Annotated in this window: 16 protein-coding genes; 6 read left to right on the forward strand and 10 right to left on the reverse strand. The window is 59.5% G+C overall.

Going from position 1 to position 18,634, the window contains the following annotated elements; translation table 11 throughout:
* Positions 1–28 precede the first annotated feature (28 nt).
* The 8 genes from ACR3E0_RS21515 to hutI all read right to left on the reverse strand — a co-directional run bounded on the left by ACR3E0_RS21515 (position 29) and on the right by hutI (position 10,434).
* Positions 29–1,390, reverse strand: a complete 1,362-nt coding sequence (locus ACR3E0_RS21515) for a glutamine synthetase family protein (RefSeq protein ID WP_480481572.1) — start codon at positions 1,388–1,390, stop codon at positions 29–31.
* A gap of 183 nt (positions 1,391–1,573) precedes the next feature.
* Entirely contained in the window at positions 1,574–2,422 is an 849-nt protein-coding gene (gene nadC / locus ACR3E0_RS21520) for a carboxylating nicotinate-nucleotide diphosphorylase (protein ID WP_480481574.1), read from the reverse strand.
* Positions 2,419–3,987: an L-aspartate oxidase gene (locus tag ACR3E0_RS21525; protein ID WP_480481576.1), complete on the reverse strand. Its 1,569-nt coding sequence runs from the start codon at positions 3,985–3,987 to the stop codon at positions 2,419–2,421. Before ACR3E0_RS21525 ends, nadC begins: the two co-directional genes overlap by 4 nt.
* A gap of 6 nt (positions 3,988–3,993) precedes the next feature.
* Positions 3,994–5,043, reverse strand: coding sequence for a quinolinate synthase NadA (gene nadA / locus ACR3E0_RS21530; protein ID WP_480481578.1), 1,050 nt, complete (start codon positions 5,041–5,043; stop codon positions 3,994–3,996).
* Positions 5,044–5,217: 174 nt separating this feature from the next.
* Positions 5,218–6,900 carry a urocanate hydratase gene (gene hutU / locus ACR3E0_RS21535; protein WP_480481580.1) on the reverse strand — a complete coding sequence of 561 codons (1,683 nt, stop codon included), beginning with the start codon at positions 6,898–6,900 and terminating at the stop codon, positions 5,218–5,220.
* Entirely contained in the window at positions 6,897–7,691 is a 795-nt protein-coding gene (gene hutG, locus ACR3E0_RS21540) for an N-formylglutamate deformylase (RefSeq protein WP_480481582.1), read from the reverse strand. Before hutG ends, hutU begins: the two co-directional genes overlap by 4 nt.
* The gene (hutH, locus tag ACR3E0_RS21545; RefSeq protein ID WP_480481584.1) at positions 7,688–9,226 is read right to left on the reverse strand and encodes a histidine ammonia-lyase; all 1,539 of its coding nucleotides are present in this window, start codon (positions 9,224–9,226) and stop codon (positions 7,688–7,690) included. Before hutH ends, hutG begins: the two co-directional genes overlap by 4 nt.
* Complete coding sequence (gene hutI, locus ACR3E0_RS21550; RefSeq protein WP_480481586.1) at positions 9,223–10,434, reverse strand: imidazolonepropionase; 1,212 nt, start codon at positions 10,432–10,434, stop codon at positions 9,223–9,225. Before hutI ends, hutH begins: the two co-directional genes overlap by 4 nt.
* Before the next feature lie 81 nt (positions 10,435–10,515).
* Here hutI and ACR3E0_RS21555 point away from each other — a divergent pair, with 81 nt between their 5' ends.
* Both ACR3E0_RS21555 and ACR3E0_RS21560 read left to right on the forward strand, forming a co-directional pair.
* On the forward strand, positions 10,516–11,880 hold the full coding sequence (locus ACR3E0_RS21555; RefSeq protein ID WP_480481588.1) for a formimidoylglutamate deiminase: 1,365 nt from the start codon (positions 10,516–10,518) through the stop codon (positions 11,878–11,880).
* Positions 11,881–11,962: 82 nt separating this feature from the next.
* Positions 11,963–12,664 carry a GntR family transcriptional regulator gene (locus ACR3E0_RS21560; RefSeq protein WP_480481590.1) on the forward strand — a complete coding sequence of 234 codons (702 nt, stop codon included), beginning with the start codon at positions 11,963–11,965 and terminating at the stop codon, positions 12,662–12,664.
* Positions 12,665–12,847: 183 nt separating this feature from the next.
* On the opposite strand, the gene ACR3E0_RS21565 is transcribed toward ACR3E0_RS21560, so the two are convergent.
* Both ACR3E0_RS21565 and ACR3E0_RS21570 read right to left on the reverse strand, forming a co-directional pair.
* Positions 12,848–13,879: a GlxA family transcriptional regulator gene (locus ACR3E0_RS21565; protein ID WP_480481592.1), complete on the reverse strand. Its 1,032-nt coding sequence runs from the start codon at positions 13,877–13,879 to the stop codon at positions 12,848–12,850.
* Between the two features lie 104 nt (positions 13,880–13,983).
* The gene (locus ACR3E0_RS21570) at positions 13,984–14,601 is read right to left on the reverse strand and encodes a TetR/AcrR family transcriptional regulator (protein ID WP_480481594.1); all 618 of its coding nucleotides are present in this window, start codon (positions 14,599–14,601) and stop codon (positions 13,984–13,986) included.
* A gap of 225 nt (positions 14,602–14,826) precedes the next feature.
* Between ACR3E0_RS21570 and ACR3E0_RS21575 the strand changes: the two genes are divergently transcribed.
* From ACR3E0_RS21575 to ACR3E0_RS21590, 4 genes are all read left to right on the forward strand, one after another.
* On the forward strand, positions 14,827–15,756 hold the full coding sequence (locus ACR3E0_RS21575; protein WP_480481596.1) for an AEC family transporter: 930 nt from the start codon (positions 14,827–14,829) through the stop codon (positions 15,754–15,756).
* 102 nt (positions 15,757–15,858) lie between these two features.
* Positions 15,859–16,692 carry an S-formylglutathione hydrolase gene (gene fghA / locus ACR3E0_RS21580; protein WP_480481598.1) on the forward strand — a complete coding sequence of 278 codons (834 nt, stop codon included), beginning with the start codon at positions 15,859–15,861 and terminating at the stop codon, positions 16,690–16,692.
* A gap of 3 nt (positions 16,693–16,695) precedes the next feature.
* Complete coding sequence (gene sthA, locus ACR3E0_RS21585) at positions 16,696–18,153, forward strand: Si-specific NAD(P)(+) transhydrogenase (protein WP_480481600.1); 1,458 nt, start codon at positions 16,696–16,698, stop codon at positions 18,151–18,153.
* Positions 18,150–18,605: a YaiI/YqxD family protein gene (locus tag ACR3E0_RS21590; protein ID WP_480481602.1), complete on the forward strand. Its 456-nt coding sequence runs from the start codon at positions 18,150–18,152 to the stop codon at positions 18,603–18,605. The genes sthA and ACR3E0_RS21590 overlap by 4 nt, the downstream gene beginning before the upstream one ends.
* Positions 18,606–18,634: the final 29 nt, after the last annotated feature.

Consider the following 18,634-nt stretch of genomic DNA (forward strand, 5'->3'; position numbering starts at 1 on the left):
AGACACCTGTCAACGCCCCGGCTCGCCATCAGGCGCGCTCAAACCCACGGGCGATTTCCCAGTCGGTGACCACGCGTTCGAACTCTTCAATCTCGACCTCGGCCGCACGTACATAGTGATCAACCACATCGTCTCCCATCGCCGCACGCAACATGGCTGAACCATGCAAGGCATCCCGCGCCGCGCGCAGGGTGCCGGGGATCATACCGGTTGCACCCTGGTAGACATCGCCTCTTGCCGGCGGCGGCAGTTCCAACCCCTCCTCGACGCCGGCAATCCCGGCAGCCAGCATGCCCGCCAGAACCAGATAGGGGTTCATGTCCGAGCCGGGAATCCGGCATTCCACGCGAACCGCCTTTGTGCCTTCGCCGCACAACCGAAACCCGGCAGTACGGTTGTCCACCGACCAGATGATCCGCGTCGGCGCAAAACTCCCCTTCATGAAACGCTTGTAGCTGTTGATGTAGGGCGCCATGAAACAGGTATAGTCGGCGGCATATTTCAGCAGGCCCGCCATGTAACTCTTCATAACCGCGGACATGCCAAACTCGTCCGCCTCATCAAAGAACACCGGACGGTCCCCCGCCCAAAGCGACTGATGCACATGGGATGAACTGCCCACCTTATCGTGATGCCATTTCGGCAGGAACGTCGCCGCATGGCCATGTTGCCAGGCGATCTCCTTCACCGCATTCTTGGCAATCGAATGATATTCCGCTGTCTCCATGGCTGGCGCATATCTGATGTTGAGCTCTTCCTGTCCAGTCTCGGCCTCGCCTTTCGAGTTCTCGATCGGTATCCCGGCCTCCCACAGATGATTGCGGATCGGGCGCATCACATGCTCTTCCTTGGTGGTCTGCAGGATGTGATAGTCTTCGTTATAGCCCGAGATCGGCGCCAGATCGCGGAATCCGTCCTTGCGGATCTGGTCAAAGCTCTTTTCGAACAGAAAGAACTCCAACTCGGTCGCGGTCATCGCCTCGTAACCCATGGCCCTTAACCGCTCGACCTGTTTCTTCAGCACCGAACGGGGCGCATGCGGGACCTCGGCATGCGTGTGGTGATCCAGAACATCGCACATCACCATCACTGTTCCGTCGAGCCACGGCACCGGGCGCAGCGTGTCCAGATCGGGCTTCATGACGTAGTCGCCATAACCCCGCTCCCAACTGGTCGAGGCGTAACCATCCGGCGTTCCCATCTCCAGATCGGTGGCCAAAAGGTAGTTGCAGCAATGCGTCTCTTCCCATCCACCATCAACAAAATGCCCGGCATGGAACCGCTTGCCCATCAGGCGACCCTGCATATCGACCATGCAGACCAGAACCGTGTCCACCTCACCCGCAGAAACCTGGGTCTTGAGATGTTCAAATGTGAGAGATGCGTTCACGGTGTCTCCTCCTTGTTATGTACTAAGGCCGACCTTTTGAATGCCGTTGCCCTGCCCGCCACCGTGGCGACCTGTGCGCCTAAGTGCAATAGATCGTTGTTATTTGATCCAGGCTGACGGCTGGCGCCGATCCACAATTCGCTACGAATCTGTCCAAGGATTAAGCTGACGCGGCGCGAATGTTCAGAAATCCAGACCGAGATCGACCGTCCGGACTGAGTGCGTCAGCGCGCCAGACGATACATAGTCCACCCCGGTTGCGGCGATCGAAGCCACCCGGTCGCGCGTGACATTTCCGCTGGCTTCGGTCTTCATCCGGCCATCCACCATGGCAACCGCTTTGCGCAAGGTATCGTTGTCCATATTGTCCAGCAACACGACCGAAGCGCCGCCAACCTCAAGCACCGCGCTGAGTTGGTCCAGCCGGTCAACCTCGATCTCGACGGCCATCATGTGACTGGCGTTGGCCTTCGCAGCGCTCAGCACCTGACGGATACCCCCGGCTGCGGCAATATGATTGTCCTTGATCAGGATTGCATCGGACAGTGAGTAACGATGGTTGAAACCGCCACCATGCAGAACGGCCAGTTTTTCAACGATCCGCAGACCCGGTGTGGTTTTACGGGTGCACGTTATCCGGGCGTTGGTGCCCTGAGTCTGCGCAACGAACGCCGCTGTCTGGGTGGCTATTCCCGTCAGCCGACCGGCAAAGTTCAATGCAACCCGTTCTCCTGACAGAATGGATGCAGCCGACCCTTTGACGGTCATCAGGGTGTCGCCTTTTTGACAGGTCGCACCGTCCTGACAATGGGTTTCAATGTCCAAGGCCGGATCAACCAATCGGAACGCAAGCGCGGCCACCTGCATACCCGACACGACGGCCTCCTCACGCGCGTTCAGCCGGGCCTCATACATGGTCCCATCGGGAATAACGGCACGCGTGGTGATGTCGCCATAGGTGCCCAGATCTTCCATCAATGCCGCGCGAACCATCGGTTCAAGAACCAGATCAGGCAGGGTTGCGTAACTCATGACAGTTCCTTGCAAGCTTGAGAGCGGACGGCGAGCGCGTCGGACAAAAGCATCCGTGACCGCTGGCCCTGTCCTTCAGCCGTATCAGGGAAATCGGACCGTTCATGCGCGCCCCGGCTTTCTTCCCGAAGCAATGCGCCGACTGCGATCAACGTGGCGGTTGCACACATGTTTTGGAACGCCGGGCAGTCCTGATGCTCGGTTTCCAGGGCGGCGATGGTCGCCAATGCACGCGTCAGACCATCACGATTGCGCACCACACCAACGTCGCGGGTCATTGTCCGCCGCAATTCCTGCAGAGCCTTTGCGGCCTTGGGCGCGTTGGTTCTGGAGAAATGAACTTCAAGCGGATCAGATCCAGATACAGCAGGCAAGCTGCCAGATATGTCATCTGCGCAAATGCGGGCATAGACCAGAGCCTCCAACAGCCCATTCGACGCCAGCCGGTTCGCCCCATGCAGCCCGGTCGAGGACGCCTCTCCGCAGACCCACAACCGGTCGAGACTGGCTCGCCCCTGTGTGTCGGTTGCGATGCCGCCCATATGATAATGCGCTGCGGGTGCAACCGGAATGGGATCTTGTGCCGGGTCAATTCCGTTGCGGGCACAGTATTCAGCAACTGACGGGAAAAGCTCTTTGACCCGTTCGCCCAAGGCCGCGCGGGTGTCCAGCATTGGCCGGTTGCCAGCCTGTATCTCGGCAAATATCGCGCGCGCCACGACATCGCGCGGGGCCAGCTCGGCATCCGGGTGGAGGTCCTGCATGAACCGAACACCGTGCTTGTTGATCAGGATCGCACCCTCACCGCGCAACGCCTCAGTCGCCAGCGGCGCGGGGTCTTCGCCGACATCCATAGCCGTGGGGTGAAACTGAACAAATTCGGCATCCGCGATCACCGCTCCGGCGCGGGCCGCCATGCCGATGACCTGCCCGCGAATCCGGGGCGGATTGGTGGTCAGCGCAAACAGCCCACCCGATCCGCCTCCGGCAAGCAACACGGCCGGTCCGCGCAGCGTTACCGTATTCGATCCACCCTCGGACGCGTCCTGAATGGAAACGCCGGTTACGCGATCACCATCGACGGTCAGCCCAACGGCGATTGCCCCTTCAAGCACCTGAATAGAAGGGGTTTCCCGCACTTGTTCGATCAGGGCGGCCATGATCTCGGCCCCGGCTTGATCCCCCTTCACGCGCACCACGCGCGCGAAACTGTGGGCAGCCTCACGCGACAGAACGTAACTGCCATCTTCGGTCCGATCGAAAGGCGTGCCCAGTGTGGTCAGATCAAGGATGTAGGCGCGCGCCTCCCGCGTCACCAGATCCGCAACCGCGGGCACAACCGTGCCCGCCCCGGCCTGAACCGTATCCGCCGCATGACTTTCCGGACTGTCGGATAGATCCATCGCAGCCGCCACACCACCCTGCGCCCAGGCCGAACTAGCCCCCTCACCCAACGAGTCCGGCGAAATCACCACCACGGGCCGCGGCGCAAGTTTCAACGCAGCGTACAGCGCTCCGATACCCGCCCCCACGATGATGACGCGATCCGTGGCGATGTCGGTCATTTCAGGTCAGATACCCAGTTTGCGCGACAGATCGATCATGGCCTGCACGGACTTGCGCGCTTTGCTGGCGACATCTTCGGCAACCTCGACCTGACCTTCCATTGTGTGCAGCACGTACAGGATCTTTTCGAGCGTGATCTTCTTCATGTACGGGCACATGTTGCAGGGCCCGACAAAGTCGACCTCGGGCAACTCATCCGCAATGTTCGATGCCATCGAGCACTCTGTGATCAGCATCGCCTTTTCAGGTTTTTCGTCTTGAACGTATTTCAGGATGCCGCTGGTCGATCCCGAGAAATCGGCTTCGGCCACGACATCGGGCGGGCATTCGGGATGGGCAATAAGGCGTGTGCCCGGGTTCCACGCGCGAAAATCGCGCAGGTCCTGTGCGGTGTACTGTTCATGAACGATGCAGGAGCCCGGCCAGTAGACAATGTTTTTATGGCTTTCATTGGCCACATTCTGCGCAAGATACTGGTCGGGCGTCATGATGACCGTGTCACTGTCCATCGCGTTCACGATCTGCAGTGCGTTTGACGAGGTGCAGCAGATATCCGAGGCCGCTTTGACCTCTGCCGTCGTGTTCACGTACGACACGACCGGCGCACCCGGGTATTTGGCCCGCATCTCCTCGACCCCCTCGGCGGTGATCGATTCCGCCAGAGAACAGCCAGCGGCCATATCCGGCATCAGAACGGTTTTCTGCGGGCTCAAGATCTTCGACGTCTCGGCCATGAAATGCACGCCGGCCTGCACGATCACGTCCTCTTCGACTTCGCTGGCCTTCATGGCCAGTTGCAGGCTGTCGCCCACGAAGTCCGACACGCCATGGAAAATCTCGGGCGTCATGTAGTTATGCCCCAAGATCACCGCGTTGCGCTCTTTCTTCAGCGCGTTGATCGCACGCACATACGGCGCATAGATCGCCCAGTCCGGCGGGCTGACCACGCGGTCCATGCGCGCATAAATGTCCTGCATTTCATTGGCCAACGTGGCCGATGGGGCGAGGTCATAGACGTCCGACAGAACGGACCGGGCTTGTATAAGATCGAGCAACGGACGAGCCACCTTTTCAGTTGTCGTTTGCCTGGTGCACTACTTAAGAACATAGGCCTAGCCGAAACAAAATCTTTCTGAAATAGGAAAGTGTGACGTTAGCGCTAAGTTACCCCAACAATGTCACAAATGACGTTCGCCTCCGAAAAATTTTTGGTGCTTTGGCCGCCGCGTTCATCCCAGAATGCCCGGCAAACGCAGCCCATGTACGCGCGCGCACTCCCTTGCACTTTCATACCCGGCGTCAGCGTGCCGCCAGACACCCGACGCCGGATCGTTCCACAGAACCCGCTCCAGCCGTTTGGCCGCCGCATCGGTGCCGTCCGCGCAGATCACAACGCCTGCATGTTGACTGAAACCCATGCCAACACCGCCGCCGTGATGCAGTGACACCCAGGTCGCGCCAGAGGCCGTATTGACCAGTGCATTCAACAGCGGCCAATCCGAAACAGCGTCTGACCCGTCTTTCATCGCCTCGGTTTCACGGTTGGGAGACGCCACCGAACCACTGTCCAGATGATCCCGCCCGATGACAACGGGGGCTTTCAGCTCTCCGGTCTTCACCATTTCGTTGAAGGCCAGGCCGGCCTTGTGACGATCACCCAACCCGATCCAGCAGATCCGCGCGGGCAGGCCCTGGAAGGCGATACGCTCCTGCGCCATGTCCAGCCAATTGTGCAGATGGGTGTTTTCTGGAAAAAGCTCCTTCATTTTGGCGTCGGTCCTGTAGATGTCCTCGGGGTCACCCGACAAGGCGCACCAGCGGAACGGGCCGATACCCTGGCAGAACAGCGGGCGGATATAGGCGGGTACGAAACCGGGAAAGGCAAAGGCGTTCTCCAGCCCTTCATCCTGCGCCACCTGCCGGATGTTATTTCCATAATCCAGCGTCGGCACACCCGCGTTCCAAAAATCGACCATGGCGGCCACATGCTGTTTCATTGAAGCGCGCGCAGCCTTTTCCACCGCTTTGGGATCGCTTTCGCGTTTGTCCTTCCACTGGGCCATGGTCCATCCCAGCGGCAGATACCCGTTCACCGGATCATGCGCGCTGGTCTGGTCGGTGACGATATCAGGGCGCATGCCACCGGCCTGCATGCGGCGGTAGATCTCGGGAAAGATTTCAGCGGCATTGCCCAGCAAACCCACCGATTTCGCCGCACCGGCCTTGGTCCAGCGATCAATCATGGCCAACGCCTCGTCCAGCGTTTCTGCCTTTTCGTCCAGATACTTGGTGCGCAGGCGGAAATCGATGCTGTCCGGGTTGCATTCCACTGCAAGACAGCAGGCCCCCGCAAAAACAGCGGCCAGAGGTTGCGCGCCACCCATACCGCCCAAACCTCCGGTCAGGATCCATTTGCCGGTCAGGTCACCGCCATAATGCTGCCGACCAGCTTCGGCAAAGGTCTCGTATGTGCCCTGAACGATGCCCTGCGTACCGATGTAAATCCACGAGCCAGCTGTCATCTGGCCGTACATCGTCAACCCCTTCTTATCGAGCTCGTTGAAATGATCCCAATTGGCCCAATGCGGTACAAGGTTCGAATTGGCGATCAGCACCCGAGGCGCATCCGAATGGGTGCGCACAATTGCAACCGGCTTGCCCGACTGCACCACCAGCGTCTCATCCTCTTCCAGATCCTTCAGGCTGGCGACAATCGTGTCAAAATCGTTCCATGTGCGTGCCGCCCGGCCGATGCCCCCGTAGACCACCAACTCATGCGGGTTCTCTGCCACATCCGGATGCAGGTTGTTCATAAGCATGCGCAGCGGCGCTTCGGTCATCCAGCTTTTTGTATTCAGTTCAGGGCCGGTTGGCGGGTACACATCACGCGTGTTTTTGCGAGGGTCAGTCATGGGGTAAGCTCCAATGCTGTGTCCTGGATGGCGTCCAGGATGTCTTTTAGCCAGCGGCGCAAGCGGGCGGCTTTCTTGGCGTCATAGGTCCATGGCGGAGTTTCGGCGCTCAGATAGATCGCCTGGGCCAGTTCCATCTGAATGGCGTGAATACCCATCGCCGGTCGGCCATAGTGGCGGGTAGACCACCCGCCCTGGAAGCGCCCGTTCAGCACCGTGCTGTAGGGCGATGAAGCCGCAAATTCATGCGCGATGGCTTCAATTTGGGGCGAGCAGGTCTCGCCGCCGTTGGTTCCGATATTCATGTCCGGCAGGGTGCCGTCGAACAGAAATGGGATATGACTGCGGATGGAATGGCAATCATACAGCACCGCAACGCCGTGGATCGCTTTCACACGTTCGAGCTCTGTGGCCAAAGCTCTGTGGTAAGGCATGTGAAACGCTTCCGTTCGTTCTACGATATCCCGATCAGAGGGCGGACTCGTCCAGATGTCTTGCCCGTCAAAATCCGTCAGCGGCACAAGTGTCGTTGTGTTCTGACCCGGATAAAGCGAGACGCCAGACGGATCGCGGTTGGCGTCGACCACATAACGATGAAACGTGGCGCGAACGGTTGTGACATCCGGCAACAGCCCTTCGTAAAGGCTATGAATATGCCAATCTGTGTCAGCCAGTTCCCGGCCACGGCCATTCATCTGTGCTTGGACTTCCGACGGCACGTATGTGCCCGTGTGGGGCAGACCCAGGACCATCGGCCCGGAGCCCCGCCGGATTTCCACCACCTCTGTCATGCCCCGAGCTCTGGCATCGCAATTCCCGTTCGATGCGCAATTTCGCCTCTGGCAATCAAGGTCGAGGCTGCTTCAATCTCAGTCGCCATGTACCGGTCATCACCCAGAAGCGGGACTTCAGACCGTAGGCGCGCCATCACACCCTGCAGTGTTTCACTGGTTACCAGAGGCGCGCGGAATTCAACGCCCTGCGTGGCGCATAACAGTTCAACGCCCAGAATACGCTCGAGATTGGTGACCATTGGCCCCAGTCGCCGCGCGCCATGAGCCGCCATCGAGACATGATCCTCTTGGTTGGCTGACGTTGGCGTGCTGTCGGTCACGCAGGGGTTGGCCAGATGCTTGTTCTCGCTCATCAATGCCGCCGTAGTCACTTCGGCGATCATATACCCGGAGTTCAATCCCGGATTCGGGGTCAGGAAAGGCGGCAGGTCAAAGCTGAGCGCCGGGTCAACGATCAAGGCAATGCGACGCTGCGCGATGGCCCCGATCTCGGCCACGGCCAGCGCAATCATGTCGGCGGCAAAGCCGACCGGTTCGGCGTGAAAGTTCCCGCCCGATACGATCATTCCGGCTTCGGACAGCACCAGCGGATTGTCCGTGGCTGCGTTGGCTTCAATCTCCAGAGTGGTTGCGGCCTGACGCAGCACATCCATTGCCGCGCCCACGACCTGCGGCTGGCAGCGGATGCAATAGGGATCCTGCACGCGCGTGTCGCCGTCGCGGTGGCTTTCCCGAATGACCGAACCTGCCAGAATGGCCCGCATCGTGGCCCCCGCCTCGATCTGACCGCGATGACCGCGCAGCGTATGGATCTCGGGCTGCAACGGCGCTGTTGACCCCATAATGGCGTCGGTCGTGAGCGCCGAAGTGACCAGCGCGCTCTGCGCCGCCTGCCACGCTCGGAACAGCCCGGCCAACGCGAAGGCGGTGGAAAACTGCGTTCCGTTGATCAGCGCAAGACCTTCCTTGGGGCCAAGTTCGATGGGTTCCAGGCCAGCCGCTGCCAATGCGGCATCACCCGGCATCACCGTACCATCGAAGTCCGCCTCGCCAGCACCCATCATGACAGCGGCCATATGGGACAGCGGCGCCAGATCGCCAGAGGCCCCCACCGACCCTTGTGCCGGGATCACTGGCGTTACACCTGTCTCCAGCATCCCTTGCAGCAGGTCGATCAACTGAGGCCGCACGCCCGACGCACCACGACCCAGGCTCAATAGTTTCAGCGCCATCATCAGACGGGCATGGCCACGCGGGATCGCGGGACCAACCCCGCAACAATGACTGAGTATCAGGTTACGTTGAAGCGCCGCAGTATCCTCGGGCGCAATCTTGACACTGGCCAGTTTGCCGAACCCCGTGTTCACGCCGTATACCGCCGCGTCTCCGGCGGCCGCATCCGCGATACGACGGTGTGCGGCTTCAATCGCCGGACGACAGGTGTCATCCAGTCGTACGGCGCATTCCTCGCGAAAGATCTGTTCCAGCTGCTTCAACGAGACAGAGCCGGGCATCAGGGTCAGGGTCGTCACTGGATGCCTCCGAAGATGCGCGCGTGGAGCGGGTTGAAGCCGATGCGATACGCCAGTTCCGCCGGGTGTTGGACGTTCCAGATCGCCAGATCAGCGCGCTGACCCGGCGCAATCTGTCCACAATCCGTCAATCCAAGAGCACGGGCGGCATGGGCCGTGACGCCCTTCAAAGCTTCCTCTGGTGTCATCCGGAACAGCGTACAGCCCATGTTCATCGCCAACAGCAAAGAGGTCATCGGCGCAGAGCCGGGATTGCAGTCCGTTGCCAACGCCATTGGCGCGCCATGCTGGCGCAACAGGTCGATTGGGGGAACCTGGGATTCACGCAACGTGTAGAATGCACCGGGGAGGATGACACCTACAGTACCTGAACTGGCCATAGCCTCAGCACCTGCTTCGTCAAGATACTCGATATGATCTGCCGATAGCGCACCATAGCTGGCCGCCAATTTTGCCCCGCCGAGGTTTGACAATTGCTCTGCATGAACCTTGATCGGCAAACCCAACTCTGTCGCCGCGTCAAACAGGGGAACCAATTGGTCCGGCAGGAACGCGATCCCCTCACAGAACGCATCAACCGCATCGACCAACCCTTCGGCATGCGCGGCGCGCAGGGCCGGGATACAGATTTCCCCGATATAGGCCTCGGGCCTATCTTCGTACTCGGTCGGGATCGCATGCGCGCCCAGAAAACTGGTCACAACGCGAACCGGGCGATGATCCGGCAGGGCCCGTGCGGCGCGCAGCATATCCAGTTCGGTCTCGCGATCCAGCCCATAGCCGGACTTTACCTCGATCAGTGAAACGCCTTCGGCCAGCATGGCATCAACGCGCGGCAGAGCTTGCGCGATCAACTCCTCCACACTGGCCTCGCGCGTGGCCCTGACCGTCGAGATGATGCCGCCACCGGCGCGGGCGACCTCTTCGTAGGTCGCGCCTTTCAGACGCATTTCAAATTCAACGGCGCGGTGACCTCCATGCACGACATGTGTGTGACAATCGATCAGGGCCGGCGTGACCAGACGGCCCTCAAGCGAAGTTCTGGGCAAAGCGGCATAATCAACCGGCAGCTCGGCCTCTGCCCCGATCCACGCGATCTGCCCGTGTGCAATGGCAATCGCGGCGTCCGCGATCAACCCATAGGGCACAGCGCCGTCGATCATCGTCGCGGCGCTCAGACCCGAAAGAACCCGATTTTCCGCTTGCATCCGATTCTCGACCTCCCGGCATTTCCCTCTTTTCTAGTACAAGTCTTTCTGTATTATGTCTATGCATAAAAGAGGTGCACGATGATGACTGTCTTTGCAAAACGGGCCTTGCTGAGCACAGGATGGGTCGACGACCTGCGGCTTGAGGTCGAAGGCGGAAGGATCACCACCCTAAGGCCGGACAGCACCGCAAAGGACACAGATGTCACCGTCGATACTCTGTTGCCGGCGCTGGCCAATCTGCACTCGCACGCCTTTCAGCGGGCCATGGCCGGAATGACAGAGCACCGAAAGGCCGGGCGCGACAGTTTCTGGACCTGGCGGGATCTGATGTATCGCTTCACGGCTCACCTGACACCTGATCAGGTGCAGGCCATCGCTGCCCTTGTCTACATGGAGATGCAGGAAGCCGGGTTTGCCTCGGTTGGTGAGTTTCACTACCTGCACCATCAGCCCGACGGCACACCCTATGATCGCCTTGCCGAGCTATCAGACCGGATCATGGCAGCCGCTGTCGACACCGGGATCGGCCTGACGCATTTGCCGGTGCTCTACACCTATTCAGGGGTCGGGCAAAAACCGCTGGAACCCGGCCAGAGACGCTTTGGCAATGATGTGGCCCGATATTGTGTTTTGCTTGATCAGGCGGAGGACGCCGTCGCTGGTTTGCCTCAGGACTGTAAGGTCGGGATTGCACCCCACTCTCTGCGCGCCACCTGCCCATCCGACCTGACCGACATTCTACAAGCCCATGAAGCAAAACCAGTCCATATTCACATTGCCGAACAGCCACAAGAAGTGGCCGAGGTGCAGGCCGGATTGGGTGCGCGCCCGGTGGAATGGCTTTTGGCCAATGCCCCGGTGGACTCACGTTGGTGCCTGATCCATGCCACGCATATGACAGATCGGGAAACTCTCGACCTTGCGGCCGCCGGTTCGGTGACCGGACTGTGCCCGATCACCGAGGCCAACCTTGGGGACGGCCCCTTCAACGGCCCGACTTATCTGAATGCGGGCGGCGCCTTCGGCGTTGGGTCCGATTCAAACGTGTTGATTTCCCTGACCGAGGAGTTGCGCATGCTGGAGTATTCTCAGCGCCTGCGCGATCTGTCCCGAAACGTATTGGTTCCCGGTGAAGGGTCAGTCGGTCGGACACTCTATTGCGGCGCCGCACTCGGTGGTGCTCAGGCCCTTGGGCGCGCGAGTGGCCAGATTGCCGAAGGCCAGCTGGCCGATCTGGTTGCCATCGACAGCGAGCACCCGGCTCTGTGCACCCTTGGGCCCGATAAACTGCTGGATGGATTCGTCTTCGCGGCCAAGGACGAGGTCGTGACGGATGTCTGGTCTGCGGGCCGCCATCAGGTGCGGGACGGGCGCCATGTCGATCGCGACAGGATCCTTGCAAGGTACCGTTCGGCTATGGCTGAACTCCTACCCAACCTTTGACTGCCTTGATGGCACTCTTTACCGGGCATCTATAAAATGGACATAATACAAATATGTATACTCTAAAAACTGTGAACAGCCCGTGACCACTTCGAACAACGTCAGCTTTCAGGATATTCGCAACGAAGTCATCGACCGGATCCAGACACGGGTTTGGCCGCAAGGCACCTTGCTGCCAACCGAGCTGGAACTCGCTGCAGAGTTCGGCTGCGCGCGGGCGACGGTCAACCGGGCACTGCGAGAACTGGCTGAACAAGGCATCGTAACGCGCCGACGCAAGGGCGGAACACGGGTTGTCACAACGCCGGTCAAACAAGCCAAGCTGCCCATAACAGTCGTCCGCCAGACGATTGAAGACATGAATGCCGAGTACCGCTATGCCCTTGTCAACCGTACCCTCATGGATTGCCCGGCATGGCTGCAGGCAAAGCTGAACATTGTGGAGGGGTCGCAGGTCTTGCACCTGCAATGCATGCACCACGCTGACAATCGTCCATTTCAGTTCGAAGAACGCTGGATCAATGTCCGTGCAATTCCGCATGTCGTGGATGAAGGCTTTCTGACAATCGGGCCCAACGAATGGCTGCTGGCCGAAATTCCGTTTTCAAATGCCGAGATTGCGTTCTCGGCCGTTCCCGCCACGGGCCAGCTGCAGGAATTTCTGTCCGTGCCCCCCGGAACACCTTTGTTTCAGCTTGAACGCACGACATGGTTCCGCAACGATCCCGTTACATTCGTTCGGATGACGTTCCACCAAGGGTATCAGATGCGCACGACCTATTGACGACTGGCGTTGCCGCGCGCAGGGAAGTCGCGCATTGGCCCATGCATCGGACAGGCTGGTAAATTCATCTGCATCGGCCTGAACCACGCGATCACACCGTGGAAAGCCGTATGGGCCTGTCGCAGTTCATGTCGCCACACCCCGGCAACGTGATTTCCACAGGGACTCCACCAACCGCCCGGTTCAGCCCTGTTCGTCTTGCGACCATGATCGGCGGAAGTTATGTGGCGACGTCTTGTACCTGCCGCGAAAGTGAGTCGAGAGCCGTTCGGTGCTGGAAAAACCCGATGCAAAGGCGATCTCCGAAACGCTCAGATTGGTTTCACTGAGCAGCGCGAACGCCCGGTCCAACCTCAGGCCATTGTAGAATCTTCCGGGTGACATTTTGGTATGTTGCAGGAATAGACGTTCCATATGACGCCGTGACAGCGACGCCTTTTCGGCTACCTCTTCAAGGCTGAGAGGGTTTTCAATGTTCTCCCGCATGACCTGGACCGCTTCGATCAGCTTGCTGTTGCGTGTCCCCAGAACGGCCGAAACCGGTGACACCTGTTTGCTGCCGCTTTCGCCGACCCGCCGGTGCAGGCACATTTCGGACACGTTCAACGCCAGCGCATTTCCGAACAGGTCTTCGATCACCTCGAGCATCATGTCTGTGCTGGCGTGCCCGCCGCCGCAGGTCCTCAGGCTGCCGTCACTTTCATACAGGTTCTGGGACGGAACCATCGTGGGAAAATTCTCGCAGAAGCCCGGCCGGTTCTCCCAATGCACAGTGAACCTTTTGTCTCCGATCAGCCCAGCCTTGGCCAAGGCGAACGCCCCGGTGCAAATCCCCCCGAACTCGCAGCCATGCGCTTTTTGACGGCGGATCCAGTTCAGAACCCCGGCATCAAACGACGCCATCGGCTCGGTTCCCGCGCAAACGAAGGTATAAGCCCCCTTGTCCAGATCGCACATCGGATGATCCACGTGAATTCGAATGCCGTTGGAGCAGGTGACAGGGGATCCGTCCGGAGACATCACATACCACTCAAACAGTTGTTTCCGGGCCAGCTGGTTCGAAATGCGCAGGGGCTCGATCGCAGCACTGAACGCCAGCATCGTGGTGTTGGGCAACAGCAGAAAGTGGATGGCCTTGGGCGGCCCGTCATAAGACACGTCCACAGACATTGCACCTTTGGGCAGAAAGCGCTGGTTTTCGGTTTTGTTTCTCATGACCCAATATGCCCGTGCGCGTCCGGCATGCCATACCACATTTGGCAGTCGGGACGAAACCGCGTCACCCACCGGTGCATTTGCGGTGGTCAGTGTCCGATATTTCAGACCCCGTAGCGCGCCATGAACATATCGACAGCCTGCCGCGCGACTTCGTCAATTTCTTCCTGACTGAAATTTTTCTGAATGCCGAATACCGCACGCGTCCAGATCCGGACCTTGCAGAGCTCGGAAAACTGCTCTGCCGCGATATGTACATTCTCAACCGCAAGTTCCCCCTTGGCCACCGCCTTTTCCAGATACTGCGCCATCTGACGCTTTCCATTTCGCGGTCCGGCCTCGTAAAATGCACGGGCCAGTTCAGGAAACCGGTCCCGCTCGGCGACGCAAATCCGAAACACCTGCTGAGCGAAATCTGACACGAGAAAACTGGTCAACTGCGTGGCGGTAATCCTGAGAACCTCACGTGCAGGTTTGGTCTCATCAATCATTGCAATGACCCGCTCCGCCATGAGATTGCACTCAGTCTGCGCCACTTCCACAAACAACAGACGCTTGTCGGGAAAATAACTGTACAATGTCGCCTTGGACACGCCCGCCGCGCGGGCGATGTCGTCCACGCTTGCCCCTTCGAACCCATCCGCCATGAAAACCTCTCGGGCACCGCGCAGGACTTGGTCGAATTTCCGGCCTGTGCGCAGAATGGTGGCGGTCTGGGTCATGTCATCTCCCTGGAAGGTGGCTGCATCAAGCTTATAAACCGTTCGGTTCAGATACAAGGATTCTCCGGGCCCGCCGGCCGATTGGCTGCGGGTTTTTATTGGGTCGGAGCGTACACGATGTCAATTTTCATATAGGTTCCGAGCGTTCAGGGGTCCACTGCGGCAATTCCGACCAGCCGGACCAGGGTGCTTGCGGCGGCCTCAAACCATGTTAGGACATTGACCATGGTCGAGATCTTTCTGCGCACGCTTCCGTTTTTTGCGATCATCGGCCTTGGATATTGGGCGGGGCGCACCCGCTTCTTCTCCGCCGAAGCCACGGCTTACCTGACAAAGTTCGTTTTCTACTTTGCCCTATCTGCGATGCTGTTTCGCTTTGCAGCCACTCTGCCCTTTGCAGAGATTTTCAATGGCCGACTGATCGTGGGCTACCTGATTGGTACCGTGGCCGTTTATACGCTGGCCACCTTTGTTGCGTGGATGCGGGGCCTCGACATCCCGACCGCCGCAGTCGAGGCCCAGTGCGCCGCCATCGGAAATGTCGGGTTTCTGGGTCTGCCGATGCTGGCGCTGTTGTTTACCGAGGCAGCCATCGGACCGGTGATGCTGGTGCTGACGGTGGACCTCGTCGTGTTCTCATCCCTGATTGTCATCCTGATCAATGGCGGCCGCGACGGTAAACTGACACCGGCCACGTTTCGCCTGATCGGAATGGGCCTGATTAAGAACCCGATGATCGTGTCCATTTCGGCTGGGCTGATCTGGTCCGCGCTGCAGGTTCCGGTTCCCCGTCCGATGTATGATTTCCTGACCATTCTGGGTGGGGCCGCGACACCCGGGGCGCTGTTCGCCATTGGCGCGTCGCTGGCCGGAAAATCCGCCGAGCGGATACAGGTCGCGGGGTGGCTGAGCTTTTGCAAGCTGGTCCTGCACCCGGCCTGTGTGGCCATCGCCTTGATCTGGCTGGTTCCGATCGATGCCTTTCCGGCGGCTGTCGCCATCGCGGCGGCTGCATTGCCCGTCGCCGGCAACGTTTACATGCTGGCGGCACATTACGGGGTTGCGCCCCATCGCGCGTCAGCCGCGATCCTGCTGTCAACAATGGCAAGCATTCTCACCGTGCCGCTGGTGATTGCCTGGGTCGGGACGCCCTGACTTTTGCATGTGCAAAAATTTCCTGCGCTCCGACACGCGGACTTTACGGCGGGTCCGTGGATCGTTAGCCATGTCGCAACTCAAACATAAGGACGATGCCAGATGGAAACCGTTTCAGAGAACGCCTGTTTCGGTGGTGTTCAGGGCGTGTACCGCCACGCTTCTGCAGCCTGCAAATGCGACATGACCTTTAGTCTCTTCCAACCGGCAGAGGCAAAGGACGGCCCGGTTCCGATCTTGTGGTACCTCTCGGGTCTCACCTGCACCCACGAAAACGCCATGACCAAGGCAGGCGCGCAAGCCTGGGCTGCCGAACAGGGGATCGCACTGGTCTTTCCCGATACCTCGCCACGCGGCGAAGGTGTGGCGGATCACGAAGATTACGATCTGGGTCAGGGCGCCGGGTTTTATGTGAACGCAACCCAGGACCCGTGGGCACCGCATTTTCAGATGTGGGACTACATTGCGGAAGAGCTGCCCGCGCTGCTTGCCGAACAGTTTGCAATCGACGCTGACCGTCAGGCAATCACCGGTCATTCCATGGGCGGTCACGGCGCGCTGACGCTGGCGATGAACCTGCCGGGCCGGTTTCGTTCGGTCTCGGCCTTCGCGCCCATCTCCAACCCGATGGGTGCGGATTGGGGGCGCAAGCAGCTGAGCGCGTATCTCGGCAACGATCTGGCGGCCTGGGGCAGACATGACGCCTCGCTGATGATGACGGAAAAAGGCTTTGACGGCCCGATCCTGATCGACACCGGCACCAATGACCAGTTCATCGACCTGCTACGTCCCGAGACATTGGCACAGGCCATCGCGGAACGTCGCCAGCAGGCGACCTTCCGTCTGCAACCGGGTTACGATCATTCGTATTTCTTTGTGTCCACGTTCATGGAAGACCACGTCACCTTTCATGCCGAGGCACTGTACGGAGACTGAGAGATGAGCGAATTCGACTATGACCTGATCATCATCGGGTCCGGTCCGTCGGGACGCTCGGCCGCGATCCAGGCGGGTAAGCTGAAGCGCCGCGTGCTGGTGGTCGACCGTAAAGACCGGCTGGGCGGTGTTTCGGTTCACACCGGCACCATTCCGTCCAAGACGCTGCGGGAAACCGTTCTGAACCTGTCGGGCTGGCGCGAGCGCAGCTTTTACGGACGATCCTACCGTGTCAAGGACCAGATCCGGGCCGAAGACCTGAAGGCGCGCCTGCACATGACGCTCGATCACGAGGTCGATGTGCTTGAGCATCAATTCAACCGCAACCATGTCGAAACGCTGAATGGCCTTGCCAGGTTTACCGGTCCGCATGAGATTGAGGTGGCGACAGATGCGGGCGAAACCACGCGCCTAACAGCGGCCAAGTTCCTGATTGCCACGGGCACAAAGACGTACAGGCCGGACTACGTCCCGTTCAACGGAAAGACAATTGTCGACGGGGACACGTTTCTTGAGATGGCGGAAATCCCCCGCTCGCTGGTGGTGATCGGTGCCGGGGTGATTGGCGTGGAATATGCCACCATGTTTTCCACGTTGGATGTGCGTGTAACCCTGATCGAACCTCGGGAAACATTCCTGGATTTCATCGACAAACGCCTGATCCACGATTTCACCCATCAAATCCGTGAAAACGGCGTCGATCTGCGACTGGGATCCGCCGTCGAGAAAATCGAAGATGCCGGTGATCATGTCGAAGTGACGTTGGACAACGGTCGCCACGTGCGCGCCGAAATGCTGTTGTTTGCAGCCGGTCGCATGGGCGCCACCTCCGCCCTGAACCTCGACTCTGTCGGGTTGGAAACGGATCATCGCAACCGGATCAGCGTCGACCGCAAGACCTATCAGACGGACGTACCGCATATCTATGCGACCGGAGATGTGATCGGGCATCCGTCACTGGCTTCGACCTCGTTGCAACAGGGGCGCGTCGCCGCCTGCCATGCGCTGGAAACGCCAACCTTGCCGGAAAGCCCGTGGTATCCCTACGGTATCTACTCGGTACCCGAGATCTCGACCTGTGGCATGTCCGAGGAAGAACTGCAGGAACGCGGCATTCCCTACGAGGTGGGTGTAGCCCGGTTTCGTGAGACGTCGCGCGGGCATATCATGGGGTTGGAACATGGTATGCTAAAGATGCTATTCTCGCTGAAAACCCGCCGGGTGCTGGGCGTTCAGATCGTCGGCGAAGGGGCAACCGAACTGATCCATATCGCGCAGGCGGTTCTGAACCTGAAAGGCACCGTGGATTACTTTGTGCAGAACACGTTCAACTATCCAACACTTGCCGAGGCCTACAAGATTGCCGGGCTGGATGCGTTCAACCGGATGCCCATCCCGGAAGAGTTCAAAGTGCGCAAAAAACCACCCGAGCCTGCAAAGAAGCAGGCAAAAAACGCGTGACCACACTCTACATCGATGGCGATGCCTGCCCCGTTAAGGCCGAGGCGGAACGGGTTGCGACGCGGCACAAGATACCGATGGTTTTGGTGTCGAATGGCGGGCTGCGCCCATCGGCGAACCCCTTGGTGCAGGTTGTTATCGTGGCGGAGGGCGCGGACGAGGCCGACAAATGGATCGCTGATCGCTGTGGTCCGGGCGACGTTGTGGTCACATCCGATGTTCCGCTGGCCGCCAAATGTGTCGCGGCCCAGGCCCGTGTTTTGCGGCCCAACGGCGAGGCATTCACCGCCGCCAATATCGGCCAGCAGCTTGCGATGCGCGATCTGATGGCTGACCTGCGCGCGGCCAATCCGCTGGGCTCTGGCGGGGGTGGAAAACCGTTTGGCAAGGCAGATCGCTCACGCTTTCTGGATGCATTGGAACGGGAATTGCGCGCCGCCAAACACGGCTAAGCAGATCAATTGCAAATGCTACAGCGAAC

It is taken from the genome of Ruegeria sp. AJ12 (assembly GCF_056536245.1).